Raw genomic sequence first — 25,513 nt, forward strand, 5'->3', positions numbered from 1 at the left:
CGTGAAATTTCTCGCCTTTAACAAGGAAGCGCACATGCTGTGGTTAATGACGATGGGACGCCGCCTCAACGGTGTATACGTGGCGTTTATGATTGTCGCCTTTATGATGGGCGTGGCGGGTGCCGTGCAGGCGCCAACGCTGAGTCTGTTTCTCAGCCGTGAAGTTGGTGCGCAGCCGTTCTGGATTGGCCTGTTTTATACGGTCAATGCTATCGCCGGGATCCTGGTGAGTTTGTGGCTGGCGAAACGCTCGGACAGCCAGGGCGACAGGCGCAAGCTGATCCTCTTTTGCTGCCTGATGGCGGTGGGTAATGCGCTGCTGTTTGCCTTTAACCGCCACTATCTGACGTTAATCACCTGCGGCGTACTGCTCGCTTCGCTTGCCAACACCGCGATGCCGCAGCTGTTCGCGCTCGCCCGCGAGTATGCCGACAGCTCGGCGCGCGAAGTGGTGATGTTCAGCTCCGTGATGCGCGCGCAGTTGTCGCTGGCCTGGGTGATTGGCCCGCCGCTGGCGTTTATGCTGGCGCTCAATTATGGCTTTATCACCATGTTTTCTCTTGCCGCCGGGATCTTTGTCATAAGCCTGGTGTTGATTGCCTTCTGGCTGCCTTCGGTGGCGCGGGTTGAGCAGCCTGCCGACGTGGCGGTGACGCAGGTGAGCGGCTGGGGGGATAAAAACGTGCGTATGCTGTTTATTGCCTCGACGCTGATGTGGACCTGCAACACCATGTATATCATTGATATGCCGCTGTGGATAAGCTCCACCCTCGGGCTGCCGGATAAGCTCGCGGGCGTGTTGATGGGCACGGCTGCCGGGCTTGAGATCCCGGCGATGATCCTCGCGGGCTATTTTGTGAAACGTTTAGGCAAGCGGCGCATGATGATGACCGCCGTTGCCGCAGGCGTGCTGTTTTATGTGGGGCTGCTTTTATTCCACAGCCAGAGTGGGCTACTGGCGCTGCAGTTTTTCAATGCAATCTTTATCGGTATCGTTGCCGGGATCGGGATGCTCTGGTTTCAGGATTTGATGCCGGGGCGCGCCGGTTCCGCGACGACGCTTTTTACCAACAGCATTTCTACCGGGGTGATTCTGGCGGGGATTATTCAGGGCGCGCTGGCGCAGGCTTTTGGTCATTCATCCGTTTACCTGGCAATTGTGGTGATTTCAGCCATTACGCTTCTGCTCACCAGCCGGGTGAAAGACGTTTAAATAATATGGCCCGGCGAACCGGGCCAGTAAAATTAGCGCATAAACGCCGGTTGTTGCTGCTCAAAGGCGGAAATCGCCGCTTCGTGTTGCAAGGTCAAGCCGATGCTGTCCAGGCCATTTAACATGCAGTGGCGGCGAAATGCATCCAGCGTAAAGGGGTAAGACTTCCCGCCCGCTTTCACCACTTGTTCCTGCAAATCCACGTCAAAGGTGATGCCTGGCGTGTTCTGCACCAGCGTAAACAGCTCATCGACCTCGGCGTCGCTCAGGGTGACCGGCAGCAACTGGTTATTGAAACTGTTACCGTAAAAAATATCGGCAAAACTTGGGGCGATCACCACTTTGAAGCCGTAATCGGTCAGCGCCCAGGGGGCGTGCTCACGCGAGGAGCCGCAGCCAAAGTTTTCCCGCGCCAGCAAGATAGACGCACCCTGATACTGCGGGAAGTTCAGCACAAACTCAGGGTTCGGCTGCTGGCCTTTGTCGTCGAGAAAACGCCAGTCGTTAAACAGATGCGCGCCAAAACCGGTGCGCGTGACTTTTTGCAAAAACTGTTTTGGAATGATGGCGTCGGTGTCAACGTTGGCGGCATCCAGCGGCACAACCAGGCCGGTATGTTGGGTAAATTTCTCTGCCATGATGTGCTCCTTAGCGCAGGCTGCGAATATCAGCGAAATGACCCGTGACCGCCGCAGCGGCTGCCATCGCCGGGCTGACCAGATGCGTGCGACCACCGCGGCCCTGGCGGCCTTCAAAGTTACGGTTGCTGGTCGAAGCGCAGCGCTCGCCAGGGTTCAGGCGGTCGTTATTCATCGCCAGGCACATGGAACAGCCCGGTAAGCGCCACTCAAAACCGGCCTCAATAAAGATTTTATCCAGACCTTCGGCTTCCGCCTGAGCTTTGACCGGGCCGGAACCGGGCACCACCAGCGCCTGTACGCCAGGCGCGACTTTGCGGCCTTTGGCGATTTCTGCCGCCGCGCGCAAATCCTCAATGCGTGAGTTGGTGCAGGAGCCGATAAACACTTTGTCGATAGCGACTTCGGTCAGCGGCACGCCCGCTTGCAGGCCCATATACGCCAGTGCTTTTTCTGCCGACGCGCGCTCCACCGGGTCGGTGAAAGATGCCGGGTCAGGGATGTTATCGTTCACGGCGATCACCTGGCCTGGGTTGGTGCCCCAGGTCACTTGCGGGGCGATATCTTCCGCCTGCAACGTGACGACGGTATCGAAAACCGCGCCTTCATCCGTTTGCAGTGTCTTCCAGTAAGCGACCGCTTCGTCAAAATCTTTGCCTTTGGGGGCATGCAGGCGGCCTTTAACATAGTCGAAGGTGGTTTCATCGGGCGCCACCAGGCCTGCTTTCGCGCCCATCTCAATGGCCATATTGCACAGGGTCATGCGGCCTTCCATGCTCAGCGTGCGGATGGCATCGCCGCAGAACTCCACCACATGGCCGGTGCCGCCCGCGCTGCCAGTTTTACCGATGATGGCGAGCACGATATCTTTGGCGGTGATCCCCGGCGCTGCCGTGCCGTTGACCTCAATTTTCATGGTTTTGGCGCGCCCTTGTTTCAGGGTTTGCGTTGCCAGCACGTGCTCGACTTCAGAGGTGCCGATACCGAACGCCAGCGCGCCAAATGCGCCGTGGGTGGCGGTGTGGGAGTCGCCACAAACGATGGTCATCCCCGGCAGGGTAATACCTTGTTCCGGCCCCATCACGTGCACGATGCCCTGATAAGGGTGGTTCAGGTCATACAGCTCCACGCCGAATTCTTTGCAGTTTTTGATCAGTTCCTGCATCTGAATACGTGCCATCTCGCCGGAGGCGTTGATGTCTTTCGTCTGCGTTGAGACGTTGTGATCCATCGTGGCGAAGGTTTTGCCAGGCTGGCGCACCGGGCGATGGTGCGCGCGCAGGCCATCGAACGCCTGCGGCGAGGTGACTTCGTGCACCAGATGGCGGTCGATATACAGCAGCGGGGTTTCGTTCGGCGCTTCATACACCACATGGGCGTCAAACAATTTTTCGTACAAGCTCTTAGCCATGATTACACCCCTTGCGCCACATAACGGGCGATAATGTCACCCATCTCATCAGTGCTTACCGCCGCACCGCCGCGGGCTAAATCCCCGGTACGCACGCCTTCTTCTAATGCTTTGTTGATGGCCGCTTCGATAGCGCACGCTGCGTCGTCAGCCTCCAGGCTATAGCGCAGCAGCAGCGCCAGCGACAGAATTTGCGCAATCGGGTTGGCGATATTTTTCCCGGCGATATCCGGCGCGGAGCCACCGGCTGGTTCATACAGGCCAAAGCCTTGTTCATTGAGGCTTGCTGAGGGCAGCATCCCCATGGAACCGGTAATCATCGCGCACTCGTCAGACAAAATATCGCCAAACAAGTTGGAGCACAGCAGCACATCAAACTGCGACGGATCTTTAATCAGCTGCATGGTGGCGTTGTCGATATACATATGTGAAAGCGCAACGTCCGGGTATTCCTGCGCGATCTCATTGACGATTTCACGCCACAGCAGCGAGGTTTGCAGCACGTTGGCTTTATCAATCGAGTGCACTTTTTTGCGGCGCTTGCGTGCGGATTCAAACGCGATACGCGCAATGCGCTCGATTTCAAAGCGATGATAGACCTCGGTATCGAAGGCTTTCTCATGCTGGCCGCTGCCCTCGCGCCCCTTTGGCTGGCCGAAATAAATACCCCCGGTTAATTCGCGCACGCACAGAATGTCGAAACCGTTAGCGGCAATGTCTTCGCGCAGCGGGCAGAACGCTTCCAGCCCCTGGTACAGTCTTGCCGGGCGCAGGTTGCTGAACAGCTTAAAGTGCTTACGCAGCGGCAGCAGCGCGCCACGCTCTGGCTGCTGCGCTGGCGGCAAGTTTTCCCACTTCGGGCCGCCGACGGAACCAAACAGAATCGCATCCGCCTGCTCGCAGCCGTCAACCGTAGCCTGCGGCAATGGGGTACCCTGCTTGTCGATAGCGATTCCGCCCACATCATAGTGGCTGGTGGTGATGCGCATCGCAAAGCGGCTGCGCACGGCTTCCAGGACTTTCAGGGCTTGCGCCATCACTTCCGGCCCAATGCCATCACCTGGCAATACGGCAATATGGTAATTCTTCGACATCACACGGTTTCCTTGTTGTTTTCTTTGTTCTGCGCTTTGCGTTGCAACTCTTTTTCGACTTCGGCGGCGCGCCAGATATTATTCAGCACATGCACCATGGCTTTGGCGGAGGATTCGACGATATCCGTTGCCAGGCCGACGCCGTGGAAGCGCCGCCCGTTGTAATTGACCACAATATCCACCTGGCCCAGCGCATCTTTGCCGTGGCCTTTGGCGCTCAGGGTGTATGTCACCAGCTCGATATCGTATTCGGTGACGCGGTTAATGGCCTGATAGATAGCGTCCACTGGCCCGTTACCGTTGGCCGCTTCCGCTTTCACTTCATCGCCGCAGGCCAGCTTGACTGAAGCGGTGGCGATATCGCTGGAGCCGGACTGGACAGAGAAGTAATCCAGGCGGAAATGCTCCGGCTCTTCTTGCTGCTTGTTGATAAACGCCAGCGCTTCCAGGTCGTAATCGAACACCTGGCCTTTTTTGTCCGCCAGTTTCAGGAACGCGTCGTACAGGTTGTCCAGGCTGTAATCTGCCTCTTTGTAGCCCATCTCTTCCATCCGGTGTTTCACCGCCGCGCGGCCAGAACGGGAGGTCAGGTTCAGCTGTACCTGATTCAGGCCAATGGATTCCGGCGTCATGATTTCGTAGTTTTCACGGTTTTTCAGCACTCCATCCTGGTGAATACCGGAGGAGTGGGCGAAGGCGCCGGTGCCGACAATCGCTTTGTTCGCCGGAATCGGCATGTTGCAGATTTGGCTGACGGTCTGGCTGGTACGCCAGATTTCGTGGTGATTAATGCGCGTGTGCACGTTCATAATATCTTTGCGCACTTTGATAGCCATGATCACTTCTTCCAGCGAGCAGTTACCGGCGCGCTCACCGATACCGTTCATTGCGCCTTCAACCTGGCGAGCGCCAGCGTGCACGGCGGCGATAGCGTTGCCTACCGCTAAACCTAAGTCGTCATGGGTGTGGACAGAGATAATCGCCTGGTCAATATTCGGGACGCGCTCATACAGGCCGGTAATGATATTTCCGAATTCAAACGGCATGGTGTAGCCAACGGTGTCGGGGATATTGATCGTTTTCGCGCCGGCATTGATGGCGGCTTCAACCACTCGCGCCAGATCGTCAATTGGCGTACGACCGGCATCTTCACAGGAGAACTCCACATCGTCGGTATAATTGCGCGCGCGTTTGACCATATACACGGCGCGCTCGATGACTTCATCCAGCGTGCTGCGCAGCTTGGTGGCGATATGCATCGGCGAGGTTGCGATAAAGGTGTGAATACGGAAAGCTTCCGCCACTTTTAACGACTCGGCGGCGACGTCGATATCTTTTTCCACGCAACGGGCGAGGGCGCAGACTCGGCTGTTTTTCACCTGACGCGCGATGGTCTGCACGGATTCGAAATCGCCCGGTGAAGAGACCGGAAAGCCCACTTCCATCACGTCGACGCCCATACGTTCCAGCGCCAGGGCGATTTGCAGCTTCTCTTTAACGCTCAGACTTGCCTGTAATGCCTGTTCACCATCTCGTAAAGTGGTATCGAAAATCACGACTTGTTGGCTCATGGTGCTGATCCTTTTATTTGAGGTCGCCCCGCGACGAGCATAAAAAAACCCGCGCCAGGGCGCGGGTTCTTAGTCTTACCAGGAGTCGATTCAGTGCTGAATTTCGCCCACCGGCCTACCGCGCAAAAGAGATGCGTTTAGTAGTAGTAGGCCTGCGAAGCGAACGTTGCGAATCATGAATCATGCTCCAAATGAATGCGATATGCTTTTAGTGGTACTGGATAGCAAAACTAAAGTCAACCCCTGGCTATAAAAAGCATCTCGCGAAAGAGGCGATTATCCTCCGGCGCTTTAGTTGATTGTTCTGCTTGCGCGATAAAACTCAAAATTAATTATAACCTGTAGGATCTCGTTGCGCTGGCGCGCCGAAACAGGATAAAAAAGCGTGGAAATGTTACTTTTTCTTGCAACAGATTTTTGCTTCGAATAATTTGTTTGTATATTTTATTGCTGCTTAACAAAATAATTATTGGTGGTTATATATCAAAAAACATTACAGAATTAGCGCATTTTTTTCAGTTGTGCGCAGGTTGTTAAATTAATTGAGATTATATAAAGAAAAATCCCAGAATATTGCCTCTGCCTGACTTTTTAATATTGTATACAATACGGAAACGAGCTTTATATATTCCTAATTTATCACCCTGAGCTTCAAATAATGCTATATGCATGATAAATCATCTTCCTGAATATTATTATTATACCGGTAAAGGGAGTTTATCATGACGTCGGCGTGCAATGTTCCTGGGGAAGTCGTTGCTGATCAGCAGGTTAAGGATAGTGTAAAGCCGCAACTGCGTTCTGTGGACCTTAATTTGTTAACAGTATTTGATGCGGTTATGCAAGAACAAAACATTACTCGCGCTGCGCATACGCTTGGTATGTCTCAGCCAGCAGTGAGTAATGCAGTGGCGCGTCTTAAACTAATGTTTAATGACGAGCTTTTTGTTCGCTATGGGCGAGGCATTCAGCCTACTGCACGTGCATATCAGCTATTTGGTTCAATCCGTCAGGCTCTGCAGCTTGTGCAAAATGAGCTGCCGGGGTCGGGGTTTGAGCCTGTCAGCAGCGAACGAATATTTAATCTGTGTGTATGTAGCCCACTTGATAATTTTTTAACGTCGGTTATTTACAACAATGTGGAGAAAATAGCACCGAATATACATTTGGTTTTTAAATCTGCACTGAACCACAATACTGAACATCAGCTACGCTATCAGGAAATTGAGTTTGTTATTGGCTACGAAGAGTTCCGTCGTCCGGAATTTTCCAGCGTGCCGTTATTTAAAGATGAAATGGTGCTGGTCGTCAGCAAAAAACATCCCCGAATAAATGCGCTGGCTACGGAGGTTGATTTCTATAAAGAGCAGCATGCGGTGGTATCGCTGGAGCGTTACGCCTCCTTTAGCCAACCCTGGTACGACACGCCGGATAAGCAAAGCGCTATTGCTTATCAGGGAATGGCGCTGATCAGTGTGTTGAACGTGGTATCGCAAACACAGCTGGTAACCATTGCGCCACGCTGGCTGGCGGAAGAGTTCGCTGCCTCACTGGACTTGCAGGCGTTACCGCTGCCGTTGCATCTCAACACGCGCATCTGTTACCTCTCCTGGCATGAGGCGGCAGGCCGCGATAAGGGCCATCAGTGGATGGAAGAGCTGCTGGTCTCAGTGTGTAGCCGTTAGACTAAGTGCAGGATAGGCCGGGCGGATTTCGTCCGGTTTATTCTGCCTTGATTTTACCTTGCAGTATTTTCGTCTGATTTTGCGTGGCGCTGTTCACCCGCAGGGCATTAAAAATGGATGAATTACTGAACTCTCGCCCGTTCTGGCGATCATTGGTCATCATATTTGCTTATGCCAGTGGTTTCTTCCGCTTCTGGCAATCTGGTCTCACTTTTCCTCTTTTTCTGCTCCCGCACCGCCTGTGTTTGCTCATTGCCTGACAGATTTTGAGCGGCTATGGTAACAGTCAATCATAATAACAGTGCAGGACGTCCTGTTCTGTATGCCTGGAGGCAAACCATGGAGATGTTGTCTGGAGCCGAGATGGTCGTCCGGTCGCTTATCGATCAGGGCGTCAAGAAGGTGTTCGGCTATCCCGGAGGTGCGGTGCTGGATATCTACGATGCGCTGCATACGGTAGGGGGGATTGAGCACGTATTGGTGCGCCATGAGCAGGCGGCGGTGCATATGGCCGACGGGCTGGCGCGGGCAACAGGTGAAGTCGGTGTTGTACTGGTCACCTCTGGGCCTGGTGCGACCAATGCCATCACCGGCATTGCCACCGCGTATATGGACTCCATTCCTCTGGTGGTGCTATCCGGGCAGGTCGCGACATCGCTGATTGGTTACGACGCCTTTCAGGAGTGCGACATGGTCGGGATCTCCCGCCCGGTGGTAAAACACAGCTTCCTGGTCAAGCAGGCGGAAGATATTCCTGGCGTGCTGAAAAAAGCCTTCTGGCTCGCATCGACAGGTCGTCCTGGCCCGGTGGTGGTCGATCTGCCAAAAGATATTATGAACCCGGCCAATAAGCTGCCGTACGTCTGGCCGGAATCGGTCAGTATGCGCTCCTATAACCCGACAACGCAGGGGCACAAAGGGCAAATTAAGCGCGCGCTGCAAACGCTGGCCGACGCGAAAAAACCGGTGGTGTATGTCGGCGGCGGCGCCATTAACGCTGCCTGTGAAAAGCAGTTATTAACACTGGCTGAGGCGCTCAACCTGCCGGTGGTTTCTTCCCTGATGGGGCTGGGGGCTTTCCCGGCCTCGCACCGTCAGGCATTAGGTATGCTCGGGATGCATGGCACTTACGAAGCGAATATGACCATGCACCACTCTGACGTGATCTTCGCCGTCGGCGTGCGCTTTGACGATCGCACCACCAATAACCTGGCTAAATATTGCCCACAGGCGACCGTGCTGCATATTGATATCGATCCCACCTCCATTTCAAAAACTGTGCAGGCCGATGTGCCTATCGTGGGCGATGCGGGTCTGGTGCTGGATCAGATGCTGGATCTGCTGAATCAGGAAGCTTACCCGCAGCCGCTTGATGATATTCGTGACTGGTGGCTGCGTATCGATCAGTGGCGTGCACGCCAGTGCCTGAAATATGACACCCAAAGTGAAAGCATTAAACCGCAGGCGGTGATCGAAACGATTTGGCGTCTGACTCACGGTGATGCTTACGTCACCTCTGATGTTGGGCAGCATCAGATGTTTGCCGCGCTCTACTACCGCTTTGATAAACCGCGCCGCTGGATAAACTCCGGCGGCCTGGGCACGATGGGTTTTGGCTTGCCCGCCGCGCTTGGGGTAAAAATGGCGCTGCCGGAAGAGACGGTGATTTGCGTCACCGGTGACGGCAGCATCCAGATGAACATTCAGGAGCTTTCTACGGCGCTGCAATATGAGTTGCCGGTGCTGGTGCTCAACCTGAACAACCGTTATCTGGGGATGGTAAAACAGTGGCAGGATATGATTTATTCAGGTCGCCATTCCCAGTCGTATATGCAATCGTTGCCGGATTTTGCCCGCCTGGCCGAAGCTTACGGTCACGTTGGTATACGCATTACCCAGCCGGGCGAGCTGGAGGCAAAGCTTAGTGAAGCGCTGGAACAGGTGAAAAATAATCGTCTGGTGTTTGTTGATGTAACGGTTGACGGCAGTGAACACGTTTATCCAATGCAGATCCGCGGCGGCGGCATGGATGAGATGTGGCTTAGCAAAACGGAGAGGACCTGATTATGCGCCGGATATTATCTGTATTACTGGAAAATGAGTCGGGTGCATTGTCGCGCGTAATTGGTCTGTTTTCACAGCGTGGATACAATATCGAAAGCCTGACGGTGGCACCGACTGACGATCCGACGCTGTCGCGTATGACGATTCAGACCGTCGGCGATCAGAAAGTACTCGAGCAAATTGAAAAGCAGCTGCATAAACTGGTCGACGTTTTGCGCGTTAACGAGCTGGGGCAGGGCGCGTATGTTGAGCGCGAAATCATGCTGGTGAAAATCCAGGCCAGCGGCTACGGGCGCGAAGAGGTTAAACGCAACACGGAGATCTTCCGTGGGCAGATTATTGATGTCACTCCTTCTATTTATACGGTTCAACTGGCCGGAACCAGCGATAAGCTGGACGCCTTCCTGGCAACGATCCGCGATGTCGCTAAAATCACAGAAGTGGCACGTTCCGGTGTCGTGGGGCTATCCCGTGGCGATAAAATTATGCGCTGAGTACCAGGCGCTTCAGCCTTTAAAGACCCGGCGACTCATGCCGGGCTTTTTTTTACGTCAAATCAGGCAATCGGAAGCAAAAGCTGTTGCCGCAGTGACTATTCTGCGCTTAGATGTTATGGAAATTAACTAATATCCCTAAAAAGGTTATGGAGTTCATTATTTTTAAGGGGCAATTGTGAAACTGGATGAAATCGCCCGGCTTGCCGGCGTCTCACGAACCACGGCCAGCTATGTTATCAATGGGAAGGCGAAGCAATATCGTGTCAGCGATAAAACCGTTGAGAAAGTCATGGCGGTCGTGCGCGAGCATAACTACCACCCGAATGCGGTAGCGGCCGGGTTGCGAGCCGGGCGTACGCGCTCGATTGGCCTGGTTATTCCCGACCTGGAAAACACGAGCTATACACGGATTGCTAACTATCTTGAACGGCAGGCGCGCCAGCGTGGGTATCAGCTGTTAATTGCCTGCTCGGAAGATCAGCCGGATAACGAAATGCGCTGTATTGAACATTTGTTACAGCGCCAGGTGGATGCCATCATCGTCTCTACCTCGCTTCCCCCGGAGCATCCGTTCTACCAGCGTTGGGCTAACGATCCTTTCCCGATCGTTGCGCTGGACAGGGCCTTAGATCGCGAACACTTCACCAGTGTCGTTGGTGCCGATCAGGACGATGCGGAAATGCTGGCCCTGGAGCTGCGTAAGTTCCCGGCAGAGCGCGTGCTTTACCTGGGCGCGTTACCGGAACTGTCGGTGAGTTTCCTGCGTGAGCAGGGTTTTCGCACCGCATGGAAAGACGATCCGCGCGAGGTGCAGTTTCTTTACGCCAATAGCTATGAGCGGGAAACGGCAGGGCAGCTATTTGAAAAATGGCTGGAAACAAACCCGATGCCACAGGCGATGTTTATCACCTCGTTTGCTTTGTTACAGGGTGTGCTGGATGTTACATTGCGCCGCGATGGTAAGCTTCCTGCCGACCTGGCGATTGCAACGTTTGGCGATCACGAGCTGCTCGATTTTCTGCAATGCCCGGTGTTAGCGGTGGCGCAGCGTCATCGCGACGTTGCCGAACGGGTGCTGGAAATCGTGCTGGCAAGCCTTGATGAACCCCGCAAGCCAAAACCTGGCCTTAGCCGTATCCGGCGAAATCTTTATCGCCGTGGCATATTAAGCCGCGTTTAAAAGGAACCACTAAGGCAGCGTTCGCTGCCTTTTTAGTTTTACCTGATATCGGGCATAATTATGGATACCGGTTACTTAAGATAAATCCTTATTTTATATATCGGCGGAAATTTTTATTAATTCGACTGAATTCTTAAATCGAATTTTTTATGAAATTTCGGCGTAATGAAAAGCGGGCGATAAAGCTTTTTTGTATTGAATTGTTACATCTAAAAAATGACCGCTTTGTTGAATAAATAACCGTTTTGTTGAAACCAATTTTATCTAAGGCGAAAAGCCGCCAGCGCTAAACGTGGCTGGCATTAACTGGTGCTGTTAAGTCGCTTCAATATGTCTTAAAATGCCGCCCGCGTCGCAAACTGACATTTTTATATTTTGCGCGTAGAAATTGAATGGTTTTAAACGCCGGTGCGTATTCTCTATTTATTTTCTTGCAAATATTCATGACGTTAATTTGCCACGCAAGTTGAGCAGTAATTCACCAGCACAGATATTCACTGCAAATAAGGGATCTTTTGCTCAAGTTAGCGTTTGCGCTAGCTTGACAAGCTTTTCCTCCGCTCCGTAAACTCCCATTGTGGGGATTTGTGGGATAAAGTGGTAAAAAAGGTCACCTGGGGGTGAATCGGATATGTTCCGCGGAGCGACATTAGTGAATCTCGACAGCAAGGGGCGCTTAGCCGTTCCTACCCGTTATCGGGAAACGCTGCAGGAGAATGCCTCCGGTCAAATGGTTTGCACCATTGACATCCATCACTCATGCCTGCTGCTTTACCCCTTGCCCGAATGGGAAATAATCGAGCAAAAGTTGTCGCGGCTATCAAGCATGAATCCGCTTGAACGGCGCGTACAACGTTTATTGCTGGGTCATGCCAGCGAATGCCAGATGGATAGCGCCGGGCGCCTTTTGATAGCGCCTGTTTTAAGACAGCACGCCGGGCTGACCAAAGAAGTGATGCTGGTCGGGCAGTTCAATAAGTTTGAACTGTGGGACGAAACGACCTGGTATCAACAGGTCAGGGAAGATATCGACGCTGAGCAGTCTGGTTCTGAAGCGCTTTCAGACAGATTGCAGGATTTGTCTCTATAAAGATGATGGAAAATTTTAAACACACGACGGTACTGCTGGATGAGGCCGTTAATGGCCTGAACATTCGTCCGGACGGTATTTACATTGATGGCACTTTTGGTCGCGGTGGACACTCGCGCCTGATCCTCTCCCAACTGGGAGCGGAAGGACGCTTGTTGGCTATCGATCGCGATCCGCAGGCGATTGCCGTTGCGAAGACCATTGATGACCCCCGCTTCTCCATCATTCATGGACCCTTTTCCGCGCTTGCTGATTATGTCAGCGAGCGCGAACTTGTTGGCAAGATTGACGGTATTTTGCTCGATCTTGGCGTCTCTTCACCGCAGCTTGACGACCCGGAGCGCGGCTTTTCGTTTATGCGTGACGGTCCGCTGGATATGCGTATGGATCCAACGCGCGGCCAGTCGGCTGCCGAGTGGCTTCAGACCGCAGACGAAGCCGATATTGCCTGGGTGCTGAAAACGTTTGGCGAAGAACGTTTCGCCAGGCGCATCGCCCGCGCCATCGTTGAACGTAACCGTGTCGATCCGATGACCCGCACCAAAGAGCTGGCAGAAGTGGTGGCGGCGGCAACGCCGGTGAAGGACAAATTCAAACATCCCGCGACCCGTACCTTCCAGGCGGTGCGCATCTGGGTGAACAGTGAACTGGAGGAAATAGAGCTGGCGCTAAAAAACTCGCTCGGCGTGCTTGCCCCCGGAGGGCGGCTTTCTGTCATCAGCTTCCACTCACTGGAAGACCGCATTGTGAAACGCTTTATGCGTGAGCAAAGCCGTGGCCCGCAGGTTCCTGCCGGGTTACCGATGACCGAAGCGCAACTCAGTAAACTGGGCGGTCGTCAGTTGCGAGCCTTAGGAAAGTTAATGCCGGGTGAAGAAGAAGTGGCCGAAAATCCACGCGCCCGGAGTTCAGTTCTGCGCATTGCAGAGAGGACGAACGCATGATCAGCAGAGTGACAGAGACCCTGAGCAAAGTGAAGGGATCGTTAGGAAGCAACGAGCGCCATGCTTTGCCTGGCGTGATCGGCGACGATCTTTTGCGTTTCGGGAAACTGCCACTCTGCTTGTTCATTTGCATCATCATGACGGCGGTGACGGTGGTAACCACCTCGCACCATACTCGCTTATTGACCGCGCAGCGCGAGCAGTTAGTGCTTGAGCGCGATGCGCTGGATATCGAATGGCGCAACCTGATTCTTGAAGAGAACGCCCTTGGCGATCACAGCCGGGTCGAACGGATCGCAACCGAAAAGCTGCAAATGCAGCATGTTGATCCCTCTCAGGAAAATATCGTAGTGCAGAAATAGATGATGAAGGAATTACGCAACGCATGAAAGCCGCGGCGAAGACGCTTAAACCGAAACGCCATGACGACCAGGCCAGCTTTATCAGCTGGCGTTTTGCGTTGCTTTGCGGTTGCATTCTGCTGGCGCTCGGGTTTTTGCTCGGGCGCGTTGCGTATTTACAGATAATCAACCCGGATATGCTGGTGCGCGAAGGCGACATGCGTTCCCTGCGCGTGCAGGAAGTCGCCACCTCGCGCGGGATGATTACCGACCGCTCCGGCCGCCCGCTGGCGGTGAGCGTGCCGGTAAAAGCCATCTGGGCCGATCCGAAAGAGCTGCATGACGCGGGCGGCGTGTCGCTGGATAACCGCTGGAAAGCGCTCTCGGATGCGCTGAATATGCCTCTCGACCAGCTGGCGGCGCGCATCAACGCCAACCCGAAAGGGCGCTTTATCTATCTGGCGCGCCAGGTGAACCCGGACCTGGGCGATTACATTAAAAAGCTTAAGCTGCCGGGCATCCATCTGCGCGAGGAGTCTCGCCGTTACTACCCGTCCGGGGAAGTGACCGCTCACCTCATCGGTTTTACCAACGTTGACAGCCAGGGCATTGAAGGGGTTGAAAAGAGCTTTGATAAATGGCTCACCGGCCAGCCTGGCGAGCGCGTGGTGCGTAAAGACCGCTATGGCCGGGTGATAGAAGATATCTCTTCGACCGACAGCCAGGCCGCGCATAACCTTGCGCTGAGCATTGATGAGCGCCTGCAAGCGCTGGTCTATCGCGAACTGAACAACGCCGTGGCTTTTAACAAGGCGGAATCCGGCAGCGCCGTGCTGGTAGATGTGAACACCGGCGAAGTGTTAGCGATGGCTAACAGCCCGTCCTATAACCCGAACAACTTCTCCGGCACGGCAAAAGATGCCATGCGTAACCGTGCGATTACCGACGTTTTCGAACCGGGTTCCACCGTGAAACCAATGGTGGTGATGACCGCCTTGCAGCGCGGCGTCGTCACGCCAAACACGGTGCTCAACACCGTGCCTTACCGGGTTAACGGCCACGAAATCAAAGACGTGGCGCGATACAGCGAACTGACCCTGACCGGGGTTCTACAGAAGTCGAGTAACGTTGGTGTTTCCAAGCTGGCGTTAGCGATGCCGTCCTCAGCGTTAGTAGATACTTACTCACGTTTTGGACTGGGAAAGGCGACCAATTTGGGGTTGGTCGGAGAACGCAGTGGCTTATATCCTCAAAAACAACGGTGGTCTGACATAGAGAGGGCCACCTTCTCTTTCGGCTACGGGCTAATGGTAACACCGTTACAGTTAGCGCGAGTCTACGCAACAATTGGCAGCTACGGCATCTACCGACCGCTGTCGATAACCAAGGTCGACCCTCCGGTACCGGGTGAGCGCATCTTCAGCGAGTCCATCGTACGTACCGTTGTACATATGATGGAGAGCGTGGCGCTGCCGGGCGGCGGCGGCGTGAAAGCCGCCATCAAGGGGTATCGTATTGCGATCAAAACCGGTACCGCGAAAAAGGTCGGGCCGGACGGTCGCTATATCAACAAATACATTGCTTATACCGCTGGCGTCGCGCCTGCCAGCCGCCCGCGCTTTGCGCTGGTGGTGGTGATAAACGACCCGCAAGCGGGTAAATACTACGGTGGCGCCGTGTCCGCGCCGGTCTTCGGTGCCATCATGGGCGGCGTACTGCGCACCATGAACATTGAGCCGGATGCGCTGACCACGAGCGAGAAAAGTGAGTTTGTAATTAATCAAGGCGAGGGAACAGGTGGCAGATCGTAATTTGCGCGACCTACTCGCTCCGTGGGTGCCGACGGCCCCTGCGCGAGCACTACGAGAGATGACACTCGACAGCCGTGTGGCTGCGTCGGGCGATCTCTTTGTGGCGGTGGTCGGTCATCAGGCGGACGGGCGTCGTTATATCCCGCAGGCGATTGCGCAAGGTGTTGCTGCCATTATTGCTGAAGCGAAAGACGAAGCAAATGACGGTGAAATTCGTGAAATGCACGGTGTCCCGGTTATCTATCTCAGCCAGTTAACCGAGCGTCTCTCCGCGCTGGCGGGGCGTTTTTATGGCGAGCCTTCAGAACAGCTACGCCTGATAGGCGTAACAGGTACCAACGGTAAAACGACTACCACTCAGCTTCTGGCGCAGTGGAGCCAGCTGCTTGGCGAAACTAGCGCAGTGATGGGCACCGTCGGCAACGGTTTATTGGGGAAAGTTATCCCAACGGAAAATACCACCGGTTCAGCCGTCGATGTGCAGCATGTGATTGCTAACCTGGCCCGGCAGGGCGCGAGCGTCGCGGCGATGGAAGTCTCCTCCCACGGTCTGGTGCAACATCGCGTGGCGGCACTGAAATTTGCCGCGTCGGTGTTTACCAATCTAAGCCGCGATCACCTTGATTATCACGGCGATATGGAGCATTACGAAGCGGCAAAATGGCTGCTGTTCTCTTCTCATCATTATGGTCAGGCGATTGTCAACGCCGATGACGAAGTAGGGCGTCGCTGGCTGGCTAAGCTGCCGGACGGCGTGGCTGTCTCGATGGAAGGGCATATCAACCCTGACTGCCACGGGCGCTGGCTGAAAGCTGTTGACGTGAATTATCACGACAGCGGAGCAACGATTCGTTTTGACTCATCCTGGGGCGAAGGCGAAATTGAAAGCCGCCTGATGGGGGCATTTAACGTCAGCAACCTGCTGCTGGCGCTGGCGACGCTGCTGGCGCTGGGCTATCCGCTGAGCGCGCTATTGCAAACCGCGTCTCGCCTGCAACCGGTATGCGGTCGTATGGAAGTGTTCAAAGCGCCGGGCAAACCGACAGTGGTCGTGGATTATGCGCACACGCCGGATGCGCTGGAAAAAGCGTTACAGGCGGCGCGCCTGCACTGTACCGGCACGCTGTGGTGTGTGTTCGGCTGCGGCGGCGATCGCGACAAAGGAAAACGTCCGTTAATGGGCGCAATTGCCGAGCAGTTTGCCGACATTCCAGTGGTGACGGACGATAACCCGCGCACCGAAGAGCCACGCGCCATTATCAACGATATTCTTGCCGGTATGCTGGACGCGGGCCGCGCGCGCGTCGTGGAAGGGCGTGCCGAAGCGGTGACCAATACGATTATGCAGGCGAAAGAGAACGACGTGGTGCTGGTGGCCGGTAAAGGCCATGAAGATTATCAAATCGTCGGCACGCGCCGTCTGGACTACTCAGATCGCGTCACCGTCGCGCGCTTGTTGGGGGCTATCGCATGATTAGTGTAACCCTCAGCCAGCTCGCCGGGATTTTGCACGGTGAACTCCATGGTCAGGATGCCACTATTGAAGACGTCACGACCGATACCCGCAAGCTGACGGCGGGCTGTCTGTTTGTTGCGCTGAAAGGCGAGCGCTTCGATGCGCACGACTTTGCCGAGCAAGCGCAAGCGGGCGGGGCTGGCGCGCTGCTGGTTAGCCGTAAGCTGGCGTGCGATTTGCCACAGCTGGTGGTAAAAGACACGCGCCTGGCCTTTGGCGAACTGGGCGCATGGGTGCGCCAGCAGGTGCCGACGCGCGTCGTGGCGCTCACGGGTTCTTCAGGTAAAACATCGGTCAAAGAGATGACCGCCGCCATTTTGAGCGAGTGCGGCAACACGCTTTATACCGCGGGCAATCTAAACAATGACATTGGCGTGCCGATGACATTGCTGCGTTTAACCAAAGCCCATGAGTACGCAGTGATTGAACTGGGTGCAAACCATCAGGGCGAGATAGCCTGGACCGTGGGGCTGACGCGCCCGGAAGCGGCGCTGGTCAACAACCTGGCGGCGGCGCATCTGGAAGGGTTCGGTTCGCTGGCGGGAGTGGCAAAAGCGAAAGGCGAAATCTATACCGGCCTGCCGCAAAATGGTGTGGCCATTATGAACGCGGATAATAACGACTGGCTGAACTGGCAGAGCATTATCGGCGAGCGCAAAGTGTGGCGTTTTTCACCGAATGCGGCAAACAGTGATTTTACCGCGACCGATGTGCATGTGACCTCACATGGCACGGAGTTCACTTTGCAGACGCCGACCGGCGACATCGCGGTCACGCTGCCACTGCCTGGGCGGCATAATATCGCCAATGCGCTGGCGGCGACGGCGCTGGCAATGGCAGTCGGTGCCGGGCTGGACGCGGTGAAAAAAGGCCTCGCGCGCCTGAAAGCGGTGCCGGGGCGTTTGTTCCCGGTGCAGCTTAGCGAAAATCAGCTGTTGCTGGATGACACCTATAACGCCAACGTCGGCTCGATGACCGCCGCCGCGCAGGTGTTATCTGAAATGCCGGGCTTTCGCGTGATGGTCGTTGGCGATATGGCCGAGCTTGGCGATGAAAGCGAGGCCTGCCACATTCAGGTGGGCGAAGCGGCGAAAGCGGCAGGTATCGACAAAGTATTGAGCGTTGGAAAACTGAGCAAAGCGCTGAGCGATGCCAGCGGCGTGGGCGAGCATTTTAGCGATAAAAAAGCCGCGGTCGCGAGACTTAACGCGCTGCTTGCTGAACATAAAATAATGACCATTTTAGTGAAAGGTTCACGTAGTTCCGCCATGGAAGAGGTGGTTCGCGAATTACAGGAGAAAGGAACATGTTAGTGTGGCTGGCCGAACATCTGGTCAAATATTATTCCGGCTTTAACGTCTTCTCTTATTTGACGTTTCGCGCCATCGTCAGCCTGCTGACCGCGCTGTTTATCTCATTGTGGATGGGGCCGCGCATGATTGCGCGTCTGCAAAAACTCTCTTTTGGCCAGGTTGTGCGTAACGATGGCCCGGAGTCGCACTTTAGCAAGCGCGGCACGCCGACGATGGGCGGGATCATGATCCTTACCGCTATCGTGGTTTCCGTACTGCTGTGGGCTTACCCCTCTAACCCGTACGTCTGGTGCGTGCTGACGGTGCTGGTGGGCTATGGCGTGATTGGTTTTGTGGATGATTACCGCAAGGTGGTGCGTAAAGACACCAAAGGCCTGATCGCGCGCTGGAAGTATTTCTGGATGTCGGTGATTGCGCTGGGCGTAGCGTTTGCGCTCTACCTGGCGGGCAAAGACACGCCGGCGACCGAGCTGGTGGTACCGTTCTTTAAAGATGTGATGCCGCAGCTGGGCATTTTCTACATTCTGCTGGCGTATTTTGTGATTGTTGGTACCGGCAACGCGGTCAACCTGACCGATGGCCTTGATGGCCTGGCAATTATGCCAACGGTATTTGTTGCGGGCGGTTTTGCGCTGGTGGCCTGGGCGACCGGGAATATGAATTTCGCCAACTACCTGCATATTCCCTACCTGCGCCATGCCGGGGAGCTGGTGATTGTCTGTACGGCGATTGTTGGCGCGGGGCTGGGTTTTTTATGGTTTAACACCTATCCGGCTCAGGTATTTATGGGCGATGTTGGTTCTCTGGCGCTTGGCGGCGCGCTGGGCATTATTGCCGTGCTGCTGCGCCAGGAGTTTTTGCTGGTGATTATGGGCGGGGTGTTTGTGGTGGAAACCCTGTCGGTGATTTTGCAGGTCGGGTCGTTTAAGTTACGCGGCCAGCGGATTTTCCGCATGGCGCCGATTCATCACCACTATGAACTGAAAGGCTGGCCGGAGCCGCGCGTGATTGTGCGCTTCTGGATTATTTCGCTGATGCTGGTGCTGATTGGCCTGGCAACGCTGAAGGTACGTTAATCATGGTTGATTACCAGGACAAAAAAGTCGTCATTATTGGATTAGGCCTGACCGGCCTTTCCTGCGTGGACTTTTTCCTTGCGCGCGGCGTAACGCCGCGCGTGATGGATACGCGCATTTCACCGCCGGGGCTGGATAAGCTGCCGGAAGAAGTGGAGCGTCATCTTGGTAGTCTTAACGATGACTGGCTGCTGGCGGCCGATCTTATCGTGGCAAGCCCCGGCGTCGCGCTCGCGCATCCTTCACTGAGCGCTGCCGCTGACGCAGGGGTCGAAATCGTTGGCGATATCGAACTCTTTTGCCGCGAAGCCAAAGCGCCGATCGTCGCGATTACCGGCTCGAACGGTAAAAGCACCGTCACCAAACTGGTCGGCGAAATGGCTCAGGCTGCCGGGATGAATGTTGGCGTTGGCGGCAATATTGGCCTGCCTGCGCTGATGTTGCTTGATGATGAGCGCGAGCTGTATGTGCTGGAGCTTTCCAGCTTCCAACTGGAAACCACCTCCAGTCTGCGGGCGGTGGCGGCCACTATCCTGAACGTAACGGAAGATCATATGGATCGCTATCCGTTCGGGTTACAGCAGTATCGCGCGGCGAAATTACGCATTTACGAAAACGCCAAAACCTGCGTGGTCAACGCCGATGATGCGCTGACTATGCCGGTACGCGGTGCCGATGAGCGCTGCGTCAGTTTTGGCGTCGATGTTGGCGACTATCACCTGAACCGCCAGCTGGGTGAAATCTGGCTGCGTGTTAAAGGCGAAAAAGTGCTGAACGTCAAAGAGATGAAGCTGACCGGCCAGCACAACTACACCAATGCTCTCGCGGCGCTGGCGCTGGCCGATGCCGCTGGCATACCGCGCTCCAGCAGCCTGACGGCGCTGACCACGTTTACCGGTTTGCCGCACCGTTTCCAGTTAGCGCTGGAAAACAACGGCGTGCGCTGGATAAACGATTCAAAAGCGACCAACGTTGGCAGCACCGAAGCGGCGCTGAACGGGTTGCAGCTTGATGGCACCCTGCACCTTTTGCTCGGCGGCGATGGCAAGTCTGCCGACTTCACCCCGTTAAAACGCTATCTTGCAGGCGATCGTATACGTTTGTACTGCTTTGGTCGCGACGGTGCTGAACTGGCGGCGCTGCGCCCGGAGATCGCCACGCAAACAGAGACGATGGAGCAGGCGATGCAGCTTATTGCAACGCGCGTGCAGCCGGGAGATATGGTGCTGCTTTCGCCTGCGTGCGCCAGCCTCGATCAGTTTAAGAATTTTGAACAACGGGGCGATGTCTTCACCCGTCTGGCGCAGGAGTTAGGCTGATGCGTTTGACTCTTCCCCGCCTTCACATGCCGCGCCTGCCAGGATTTAGCATCCTGGCGTGGCTGTTTTCGGCGCTCAAAGGGTGGGTGATGGGCTCCAGGCAGAAAGATACCGACAGCCTGGTCATGTATGACCGTATGCTGCTGTGGTTAACGCTGGGGCTGGCGGCAATTGGTTTTATTATGGTCACCTCGGCTTCGATGCCGGTCGGCCAGCGCCTGACCGAAGATCCGTTCTTCTTCGCTAAACGCCATGCGCTGTATCTGTTTCTTGCCTTTTGCCTGGCGATAATCACGCTGCGCCTGCCGATGGATTTCTGGCAGAAATACAGCTCAGCGATGCTTATCGCGGCGATTATTATGCTGCTGCTGGTTTTAGTCGTGGGCAGCTCCATCAACGGGGCATCGCGCTGGATAGACCTGGGCGTGATGCGCTTTCAGCCTGCGGAGTTCACCAAGCTGTCGCTGTTCTGTTATCTGGCGAACTATCTGGTGCGCAAGGTGGACGAAGTGCGTAACAACCTGCGCGGCTTCCTTAAACCGATGGGCGTGATTCTGGTACTGGCCGTGCTGCTGCTGGCGCAGCCTGACCTCGGTACGGTTGTGGTGCTATTTATCACAACGCTTGCGATGCTGTTTCTTGCGGGTGCCAAGCTCTGGCAGTTCATTGCCATCATCGGCATGGGCATCTCGGCGGTGGTGTTGCTGATCCTTGCCGAGCCGTACCGTATCCGCCGCGTGACGTCTTTCTGGAACCCCTGGGAAGATCCGTTCGGCAGCGGTTACCAGTTAACCCAGTCGCTGATGGCCTTTGGGCGCGGTGAATTGTGGGGGCAGGGTCTGGGCAATTCGATACAGAAACTGGAGTATCTGCCGGAGGCGCACACTGACTTCATTTTCTCCATTATCGGGGAAGAACTCGGTTATATCGGTGTGGTACTGGCACTTTTAATGGTATTCTTCGTCGCTTTTCGCGCCATGTCTATCGGGCGAAAAGCGCTGCAAATCGACCACCGTTTCTCCGGTTTTCTGGCCTGCTCAATTGGTATCTGGTTCAGTTTCCAGGCGCTGGTAAACGTCGGCGCGGCGGCAGGTATGTTGCCGACCAAGGGGCTGACGCTGCCGCTTATCAGCTACGGTGGGTCGAGTTTATTGATTATGTCGACGGCGATTACGCTGTTGCTACGAATAGATTATGAGACGCGTCTGAAAACAGCGCAGGCGTTCACACGAGGTGTGCGATGAGTGAGGCAAAGCGGTTGATGGTGATGGCAGGCGGCACCGGCGGGCATGTGTTCCCCGGTTTGGCCGTTGCGCACCATTTGATGGATCAGGGCTGGCAAGTGCGCTGGCTCGGAACCGCCGATCGCATGGAAGCCGATTTGGTGCCAAAGCACGGTATTGAGATTGATTTTATCCGTATCTCCGGCCTGCGCGGTAAAGGTCTTAAAGCATTGCTGTTAGCGCCGCTGCATATTTTTAACGCCTGGCGTCAGGCGCGCGCCATTATGCAGCGCTTTAAGCCTGACGTTGTGCTGGGGATGGGCGGCTATGTTTCCGGTCCTGGCGGCCTGGCGGCCTGGTCGCTTGGTATCCCGGTAGTGCTGCACGAGCAGAATGGTATCGCCGGGCTGACGAACAAATGGCTGGCGAAAATCGCCACCAAAGTGATGCAGGCTTTTCCCGGCGCGTTCCCGAAGGCGGACGTCGTAGGGAACCCGGTGCGTGTCGATGTGCTGGAGCTGGCGCTGCCGCAAACCCGCTTGTCGGGGCGTAGCGGGCCGGTAAGAGTGCTGGTGGTCGGCGGGTCGCAGGGCGCGCGCATCCTCAACCAGACGATGCCGCACGTCGCCGCAAAACTGGGCGATGCCATCACCATCTGGCATCAGAGCGGTAAAGGCGCGCAGCAGACGGTGGAGCAAGATTATCTCGCTGCGGGCGCGCCGGGGCATAAAGTTACGGAATTTATTGACGATATGGCTCAGGCCTATGCGTGGGCCGATGTGGTGGTTTGCCGCTCGGGCGCGCTGACGGTCAGTGAAATTGCTGCGGCAGGTTTACCGGCGCTGTTTGTGCCGTTTCAGCATAAAGACCGCCAGCAGTACTGGAACGCGTTGCCGCTGGAAAAGGCGGGGGCTGCGAAGATCCTTGAGCAGCCGCAGTTTACGGTGGATGCCGTGGCCGCAACGCTTGCGGGCTGGGATCGCGAAACTCTGCTGGAGATGGCGCAACGCGCGCGCGCGACGTCCATCCCGGATGCTACCGAACGGGTAGCCCATGAAGTCAGCCTTGCAGCACAGGCATAAATACTGGCGGCGCCTTTTGCGTCGCATGAATTTTTGAAGTAGTTGATGGTGTTGAGAGAATGAATACACAAGAACTGGCGAAACTGCGTTTAATTGTGCCCGAGATGCGACGCGTCCGGCACATCCACTTCGTTGGCATTGGCGGTGCTGGCATGGGCGGTATTGCCGAAGTGCTGGCCAACGAAGGCTACCAGATAAGCGGTTCCGATCTGGCACCGAACGCGGTTACGCAACAGCTGGCTTCACTTGGCGCCACCATCTATTTCAACCATCGCCCGGAGAACGTCAGCGATGCAAGCGTCGTGGTGGTTTCAAGCGCCATCACCGCCGACAACCCGGAAATCGTCGCCGCGCATGAAGCACGCATTCCGGTGATCCGCCGCGCAGAGATGCTGGCAGAGCTGATGCGTTTTCGCCACGGTATCGCTATCGCCGGTACGCACGGCAAAACGACCACCACCGCGATGGTGGCCAGCATCTACGCCGAGGCCGGTCTGGACCCGACGTTTGTCAACGGCGGGCTGGTGAAAGCCGCGGGCGTGCATGCGCGCCTGGGCCACAGCCGCTATTTGATTGCTGAAGCGGATGAGAGCGATGCCTCTTTCCTGCATCTGCAACCGATGGTGGCGATTGTGACCAATATCGAAGCCGATCATATGGATACGTACCAGGGCGACTTCGAAAATTTAAAGACCACCTTTATCAATTTCCTGCACAACCTGCCGTTTTATGGCCGTGCGGTGATGTGTGTTGACGACCCGGTTATTCGCGAGCTGCTGCCGCGCGTTGGGCGTCAGACCACGACTTATGGTTTTAGCGCAGACGCTGATGTGCGCGTTGAGGATTACCAGCAGATAGGCCCGCAGGGGCATTTTACGCTGGTGCGCCAGGATAAACCGGCGCTGCGCGTCACGCTCAATGCGCCGGGTCGTCATAATGCGTTAAACGCGGCGGCGGCGGTGTCCGTGGCGACCGAAGAGGGCATTGAAGACGAGGCTATTTTGCGTGCGCTGGCAAGCTTCCAGGGCACCGGTCGACGTTTTGATTTTCTCGGCGAGTTCCCGCTGGCTGAGGTCAACGGGAAGTCCGGCACCGCGATGCTGGTGGATGACTATGGCCACCACCCGACAGAAGTCGATGCCACCATTAAAGCTGCGCGTGCAGGCTGGCCGGATAAAAACCTGGTGATGGTCTTTCAGCCGCACCGTTATACCCGCACGCGAGATTTATATGATGATTTCGCCAACGTGCTGACGCAGGTGGACGCCTTACTGATGCTGGAAGTTTATCCGGCAGGTGAAGCGCCGATCCCGGGCGCGGACAGCCGCTCGCTGTGCCGTACTATTCGCGGGCGCGGCAAAATCGATCCGATCCTTGTGCCTGATGCCGCACAGGTTGCGGAAATGCTGGCACCGGTGCTGACCGGCAACGATCTGGTGCTTATCCAGGGCGCCGGTAATGTGGGCAAGGTTGCGCGCAATCTGGCAGAGATAAAACTGAAGCCGCAGACGCCGGAGGAGAACCATGGCTGAGAAAGTTGCCGTTCTGCTCGGCGGCACGTCCGCCGAGCGCGAAGTGTCGCTCAACTCTGGCGCCGCCGTGCTGGCTGGTCTGCGCGAGGGCGGCGTCGATGCCCACGGTATTGACCCGCGCGATACTGATATTACGCGTCTCAAAGAGATGGGTTTCAGTAAGGTTTTTATTGCATTACATGGTCGCGGCGGTGAAGACGGAACCTTGCAAGGATTGCTGGAAACCATTGATCTGCCTTATACCGGCAGCGGCGTGATGGCCTCGGCTATTTCAATGGATAAACTGCGCAGCAAGCTGCTTTGGCAAGGCGCAGGCTTGCCTGTTGCTCCTTCGGTGGCGGTCACGCGCAGCGAATTTGAATTAGGCCTGAAAACTGATGATATTCAGCGCATTGATAATCTGGGTTTACCCGTTATTGTCAAGCCCAGCCGTGAAGGCTCAAGTGTTGGGATGTCAAAGGTAGACAATCGTGACGATTTGCACTCGGCATTAGCACTTGCGTTTCAACACGATGATGAAGTTTTAATTGAAAAATGGCTAAGTGGGCCAGAATTTACCGTAGCGATACTTGGAAACGAAATTTTACCGTCTATTCGCATCCAACCTGCGGGAATCTTCTATGATTATGAGGCGAAGTATCTCTCTGATGAGACGAAATATTTCTGTCCATCTGGCTTAGAAGAGGAGCGTGAGGCGAATTTACGCTCCCTGGTGATGAAAGCATGGGATCTTTTAGGTTGCCGTGGCTGGGGGCGGGTAGACGCCATGCTGGACAGCGACGGTCAGTTCTATCTGCTGGAGGCGAATACGTCGCCAGGCATGACCAGCCACAGTCTGGTGCCGATGGCGGCACGGCAGGCAGGGATGAGCTTCTCGCAGCTGGTTGTGCGCATTCTGGCGCTGGCGGAGTGA

Annotated in this window: 23 protein-coding genes; 18 read left to right on the plus strand and 5 right to left on the minus strand. The window is 55.5% G+C overall.

What is annotated here, in order from left to right; all coding sequences use genetic code 11:
* Positions 1 to 34: 34 nt before the first annotated feature.
* A complete protein-coding gene (locus tag ACTU3N_RS02570) occupies positions 35 to 1,213 on the plus strand; it encodes a sugar efflux transporter (protein WP_443084563.1) in 1,179 nt (392 codons plus the stop codon).
* 32 nt (positions 1,214 to 1,245) lie between these two features.
* On the opposite strand, the gene leuD is transcribed toward ACTU3N_RS02570, so the two are convergent.
* The 5 genes from leuD to leuL form a co-directional block, all read right to left on the minus strand.
* Positions 1,246 to 1,851 (minus strand): 3-isopropylmalate dehydratase small subunit, encoded by a 606-nt coding sequence (leuD, locus tag ACTU3N_RS02575; protein ID WP_443084564.1) that lies wholly within the window; start codon positions 1,849 to 1,851, stop codon positions 1,246 to 1,248.
* A 10-nt stretch (positions 1,852 to 1,861) separates the two neighbouring features.
* Positions 1,862 to 3,262, minus strand: a complete 1,401-nt coding sequence (gene leuC, locus ACTU3N_RS02580) for a 3-isopropylmalate dehydratase large subunit (protein ID WP_443084565.1) — start codon at positions 3,260 to 3,262, stop codon at positions 1,862 to 1,864.
* A 2-nt stretch (positions 3,263 to 3,264) separates the two neighbouring features.
* Complete coding sequence (gene leuB, locus ACTU3N_RS02585) at positions 3,265 to 4,356, minus strand: 3-isopropylmalate dehydrogenase (protein ID WP_443084566.1); 1,092 nt, start codon at positions 4,354 to 4,356, stop codon at positions 3,265 to 3,267.
* The gene (gene leuA, locus ACTU3N_RS02590) at positions 4,356 to 5,927 is read right to left on the minus strand and encodes a 2-isopropylmalate synthase (protein ID WP_443084567.1); all 1,572 of its coding nucleotides are present in this window, start codon (positions 5,925 to 5,927) and stop codon (positions 4,356 to 4,358) included. The genes leuB and leuA overlap by 1 nt, the downstream gene beginning before the upstream one ends.
* 90 nt (positions 5,928 to 6,017) lie before the next feature.
* Positions 6,018 to 6,104 (minus strand): leu operon leader peptide, encoded by an 87-nt coding sequence (leuL, locus tag ACTU3N_RS02595; RefSeq protein ID WP_443084616.1) that lies wholly within the window; start codon positions 6,102 to 6,104, stop codon positions 6,018 to 6,020.
* 545 nt (positions 6,105 to 6,649) lie between these two features.
* On the opposite strand from leuL, the gene leuO reads away from it, so the two are divergent.
* The 17 genes from leuO to ACTU3N_RS02680 all read left to right on the plus strand — a co-directional run bounded on the left by leuO (position 6,650) and on the right by ACTU3N_RS02680 (position 25,513).
* Positions 6,650 to 7,612 (plus strand): transcriptional regulator LeuO, encoded by a 963-nt coding sequence (leuO, locus tag ACTU3N_RS02600; protein ID WP_443084568.1) that lies wholly within the window; start codon positions 6,650 to 6,652, stop codon positions 7,610 to 7,612.
* Positions 7,613 to 7,725: 113 nt separating this feature from the next.
* Complete coding sequence (locus ACTU3N_RS02605) at positions 7,726 to 7,872, plus strand: hypothetical protein (protein WP_443084569.1); 147 nt, start codon at positions 7,726 to 7,728, stop codon at positions 7,870 to 7,872.
* Between the two features lie 79 nt (positions 7,873 to 7,951).
* Positions 7,952 to 9,676 carry an acetolactate synthase 3 large subunit gene (gene ilvI, locus ACTU3N_RS02610; RefSeq protein WP_443084570.1) on the plus strand — a complete coding sequence of 575 codons (1,725 nt, stop codon included), beginning with the start codon at positions 7,952 to 7,954 and terminating at the stop codon, positions 9,674 to 9,676.
* A 2-nt stretch (positions 9,677 to 9,678) separates the two neighbouring features.
* On the plus strand, positions 9,679 to 10,170 hold the full coding sequence (gene ilvN / locus ACTU3N_RS02615; RefSeq protein ID WP_443084571.1) for an acetolactate synthase small subunit: 492 nt from the start codon (positions 9,679 to 9,681) through the stop codon (positions 10,168 to 10,170).
* A 178-nt stretch (positions 10,171 to 10,348) separates the two neighbouring features.
* A complete protein-coding gene (gene cra / locus ACTU3N_RS02620) occupies positions 10,349 to 11,353 on the plus strand; it encodes a catabolite repressor/activator (RefSeq protein WP_443084572.1) in 1,005 nt (334 codons plus the stop codon).
* Between the two features lie 631 nt (positions 11,354 to 11,984).
* Positions 11,985 to 12,443, plus strand: a complete 459-nt coding sequence (gene mraZ, locus ACTU3N_RS02625) for a division/cell wall cluster transcriptional repressor MraZ (protein WP_443084573.1) — start codon at positions 11,985 to 11,987, stop codon at positions 12,441 to 12,443.
* Between the two features lie 2 nt (positions 12,444 to 12,445).
* Positions 12,446 to 13,387: a 16S rRNA (cytosine(1402)-N(4))-methyltransferase RsmH gene (gene rsmH, locus ACTU3N_RS02630; protein WP_443084574.1), complete on the plus strand. Its 942-nt coding sequence runs from the start codon at positions 12,446 to 12,448 to the stop codon at positions 13,385 to 13,387.
* On the plus strand, positions 13,384 to 13,749 hold the full coding sequence (gene ftsL, locus ACTU3N_RS02635; protein WP_443084575.1) for a cell division protein FtsL: 366 nt from the start codon (positions 13,384 to 13,386) through the stop codon (positions 13,747 to 13,749). The genes rsmH and ftsL overlap by 4 nt, the downstream gene beginning before the upstream one ends.
* A gap of 23 nt (positions 13,750 to 13,772) precedes the next feature.
* On the plus strand, positions 13,773 to 15,539 hold the full coding sequence (locus tag ACTU3N_RS02640) for a peptidoglycan glycosyltransferase FtsI (protein WP_443084576.1): 1,767 nt from the start codon (positions 13,773 to 13,775) through the stop codon (positions 15,537 to 15,539).
* On the plus strand, positions 15,526 to 17,013 hold the full coding sequence (gene murE, locus ACTU3N_RS02645) for a UDP-N-acetylmuramoyl-L-alanyl-D-glutamate--2,6-diaminopimelate ligase (RefSeq protein ID WP_443084577.1): 1,488 nt from the start codon (positions 15,526 to 15,528) through the stop codon (positions 17,011 to 17,013). Before ACTU3N_RS02640 ends, murE begins: the two co-directional genes overlap by 14 nt.
* The gene (gene murF / locus ACTU3N_RS02650; protein ID WP_443084578.1) at positions 17,010 to 18,368 is read left to right on the plus strand and encodes a UDP-N-acetylmuramoyl-tripeptide--D-alanyl-D-alanine ligase; all 1,359 of its coding nucleotides are present in this window, start codon (positions 17,010 to 17,012) and stop codon (positions 18,366 to 18,368) included. The genes murE and murF overlap by 4 nt, the downstream gene beginning before the upstream one ends.
* On the plus strand, positions 18,362 to 19,444 hold the full coding sequence (gene mraY / locus ACTU3N_RS02655; RefSeq protein ID WP_443084579.1) for a phospho-N-acetylmuramoyl-pentapeptide-transferase: 1,083 nt from the start codon (positions 18,362 to 18,364) through the stop codon (positions 19,442 to 19,444). Before murF ends, mraY begins: the two co-directional genes overlap by 7 nt.
* A gap of 2 nt (positions 19,445 to 19,446) precedes the next feature.
* Positions 19,447 to 20,763, plus strand: a complete 1,317-nt coding sequence (gene murD, locus ACTU3N_RS02660; protein ID WP_443084580.1) for a UDP-N-acetylmuramoyl-L-alanine--D-glutamate ligase — start codon at positions 19,447 to 19,449, stop codon at positions 20,761 to 20,763.
* Positions 20,763 to 22,007 carry a cell division protein FtsW gene (ftsW, locus tag ACTU3N_RS02665; RefSeq protein ID WP_443084581.1) on the plus strand — a complete coding sequence of 415 codons (1,245 nt, stop codon included), beginning with the start codon at positions 20,763 to 20,765 and terminating at the stop codon, positions 22,005 to 22,007. Before murD ends, ftsW begins: the two co-directional genes overlap by 1 nt.
* Entirely contained in the window at positions 22,004 to 23,068 is a 1,065-nt protein-coding gene (gene murG, locus ACTU3N_RS02670) for an undecaprenyldiphospho-muramoylpentapeptide beta-N-acetylglucosaminyltransferase (RefSeq protein WP_443084582.1), read from the plus strand. Before ftsW ends, murG begins: the two co-directional genes overlap by 4 nt.
* A 59-nt stretch (positions 23,069 to 23,127) precedes the next feature.
* Complete coding sequence (gene murC, locus ACTU3N_RS02675; RefSeq protein WP_443084583.1) at positions 23,128 to 24,600, plus strand: UDP-N-acetylmuramate--L-alanine ligase; 1,473 nt, start codon at positions 23,128 to 23,130, stop codon at positions 24,598 to 24,600.
* Positions 24,593 to 25,513, plus strand: coding sequence for a D-alanine--D-alanine ligase (locus ACTU3N_RS02680; protein ID WP_443084584.1), 921 nt, complete (start codon positions 24,593 to 24,595; stop codon positions 25,511 to 25,513). Before murC ends, ACTU3N_RS02680 begins: the two co-directional genes overlap by 8 nt.

The organism is Vagococcus sp. WN89Y (assembly GCF_052220145.1).
In the GTDB taxonomy this organism is placed as follows: domain Bacteria; phylum Pseudomonadota; class Gammaproteobacteria; order Enterobacterales; family Enterobacteriaceae; genus Kosakonia.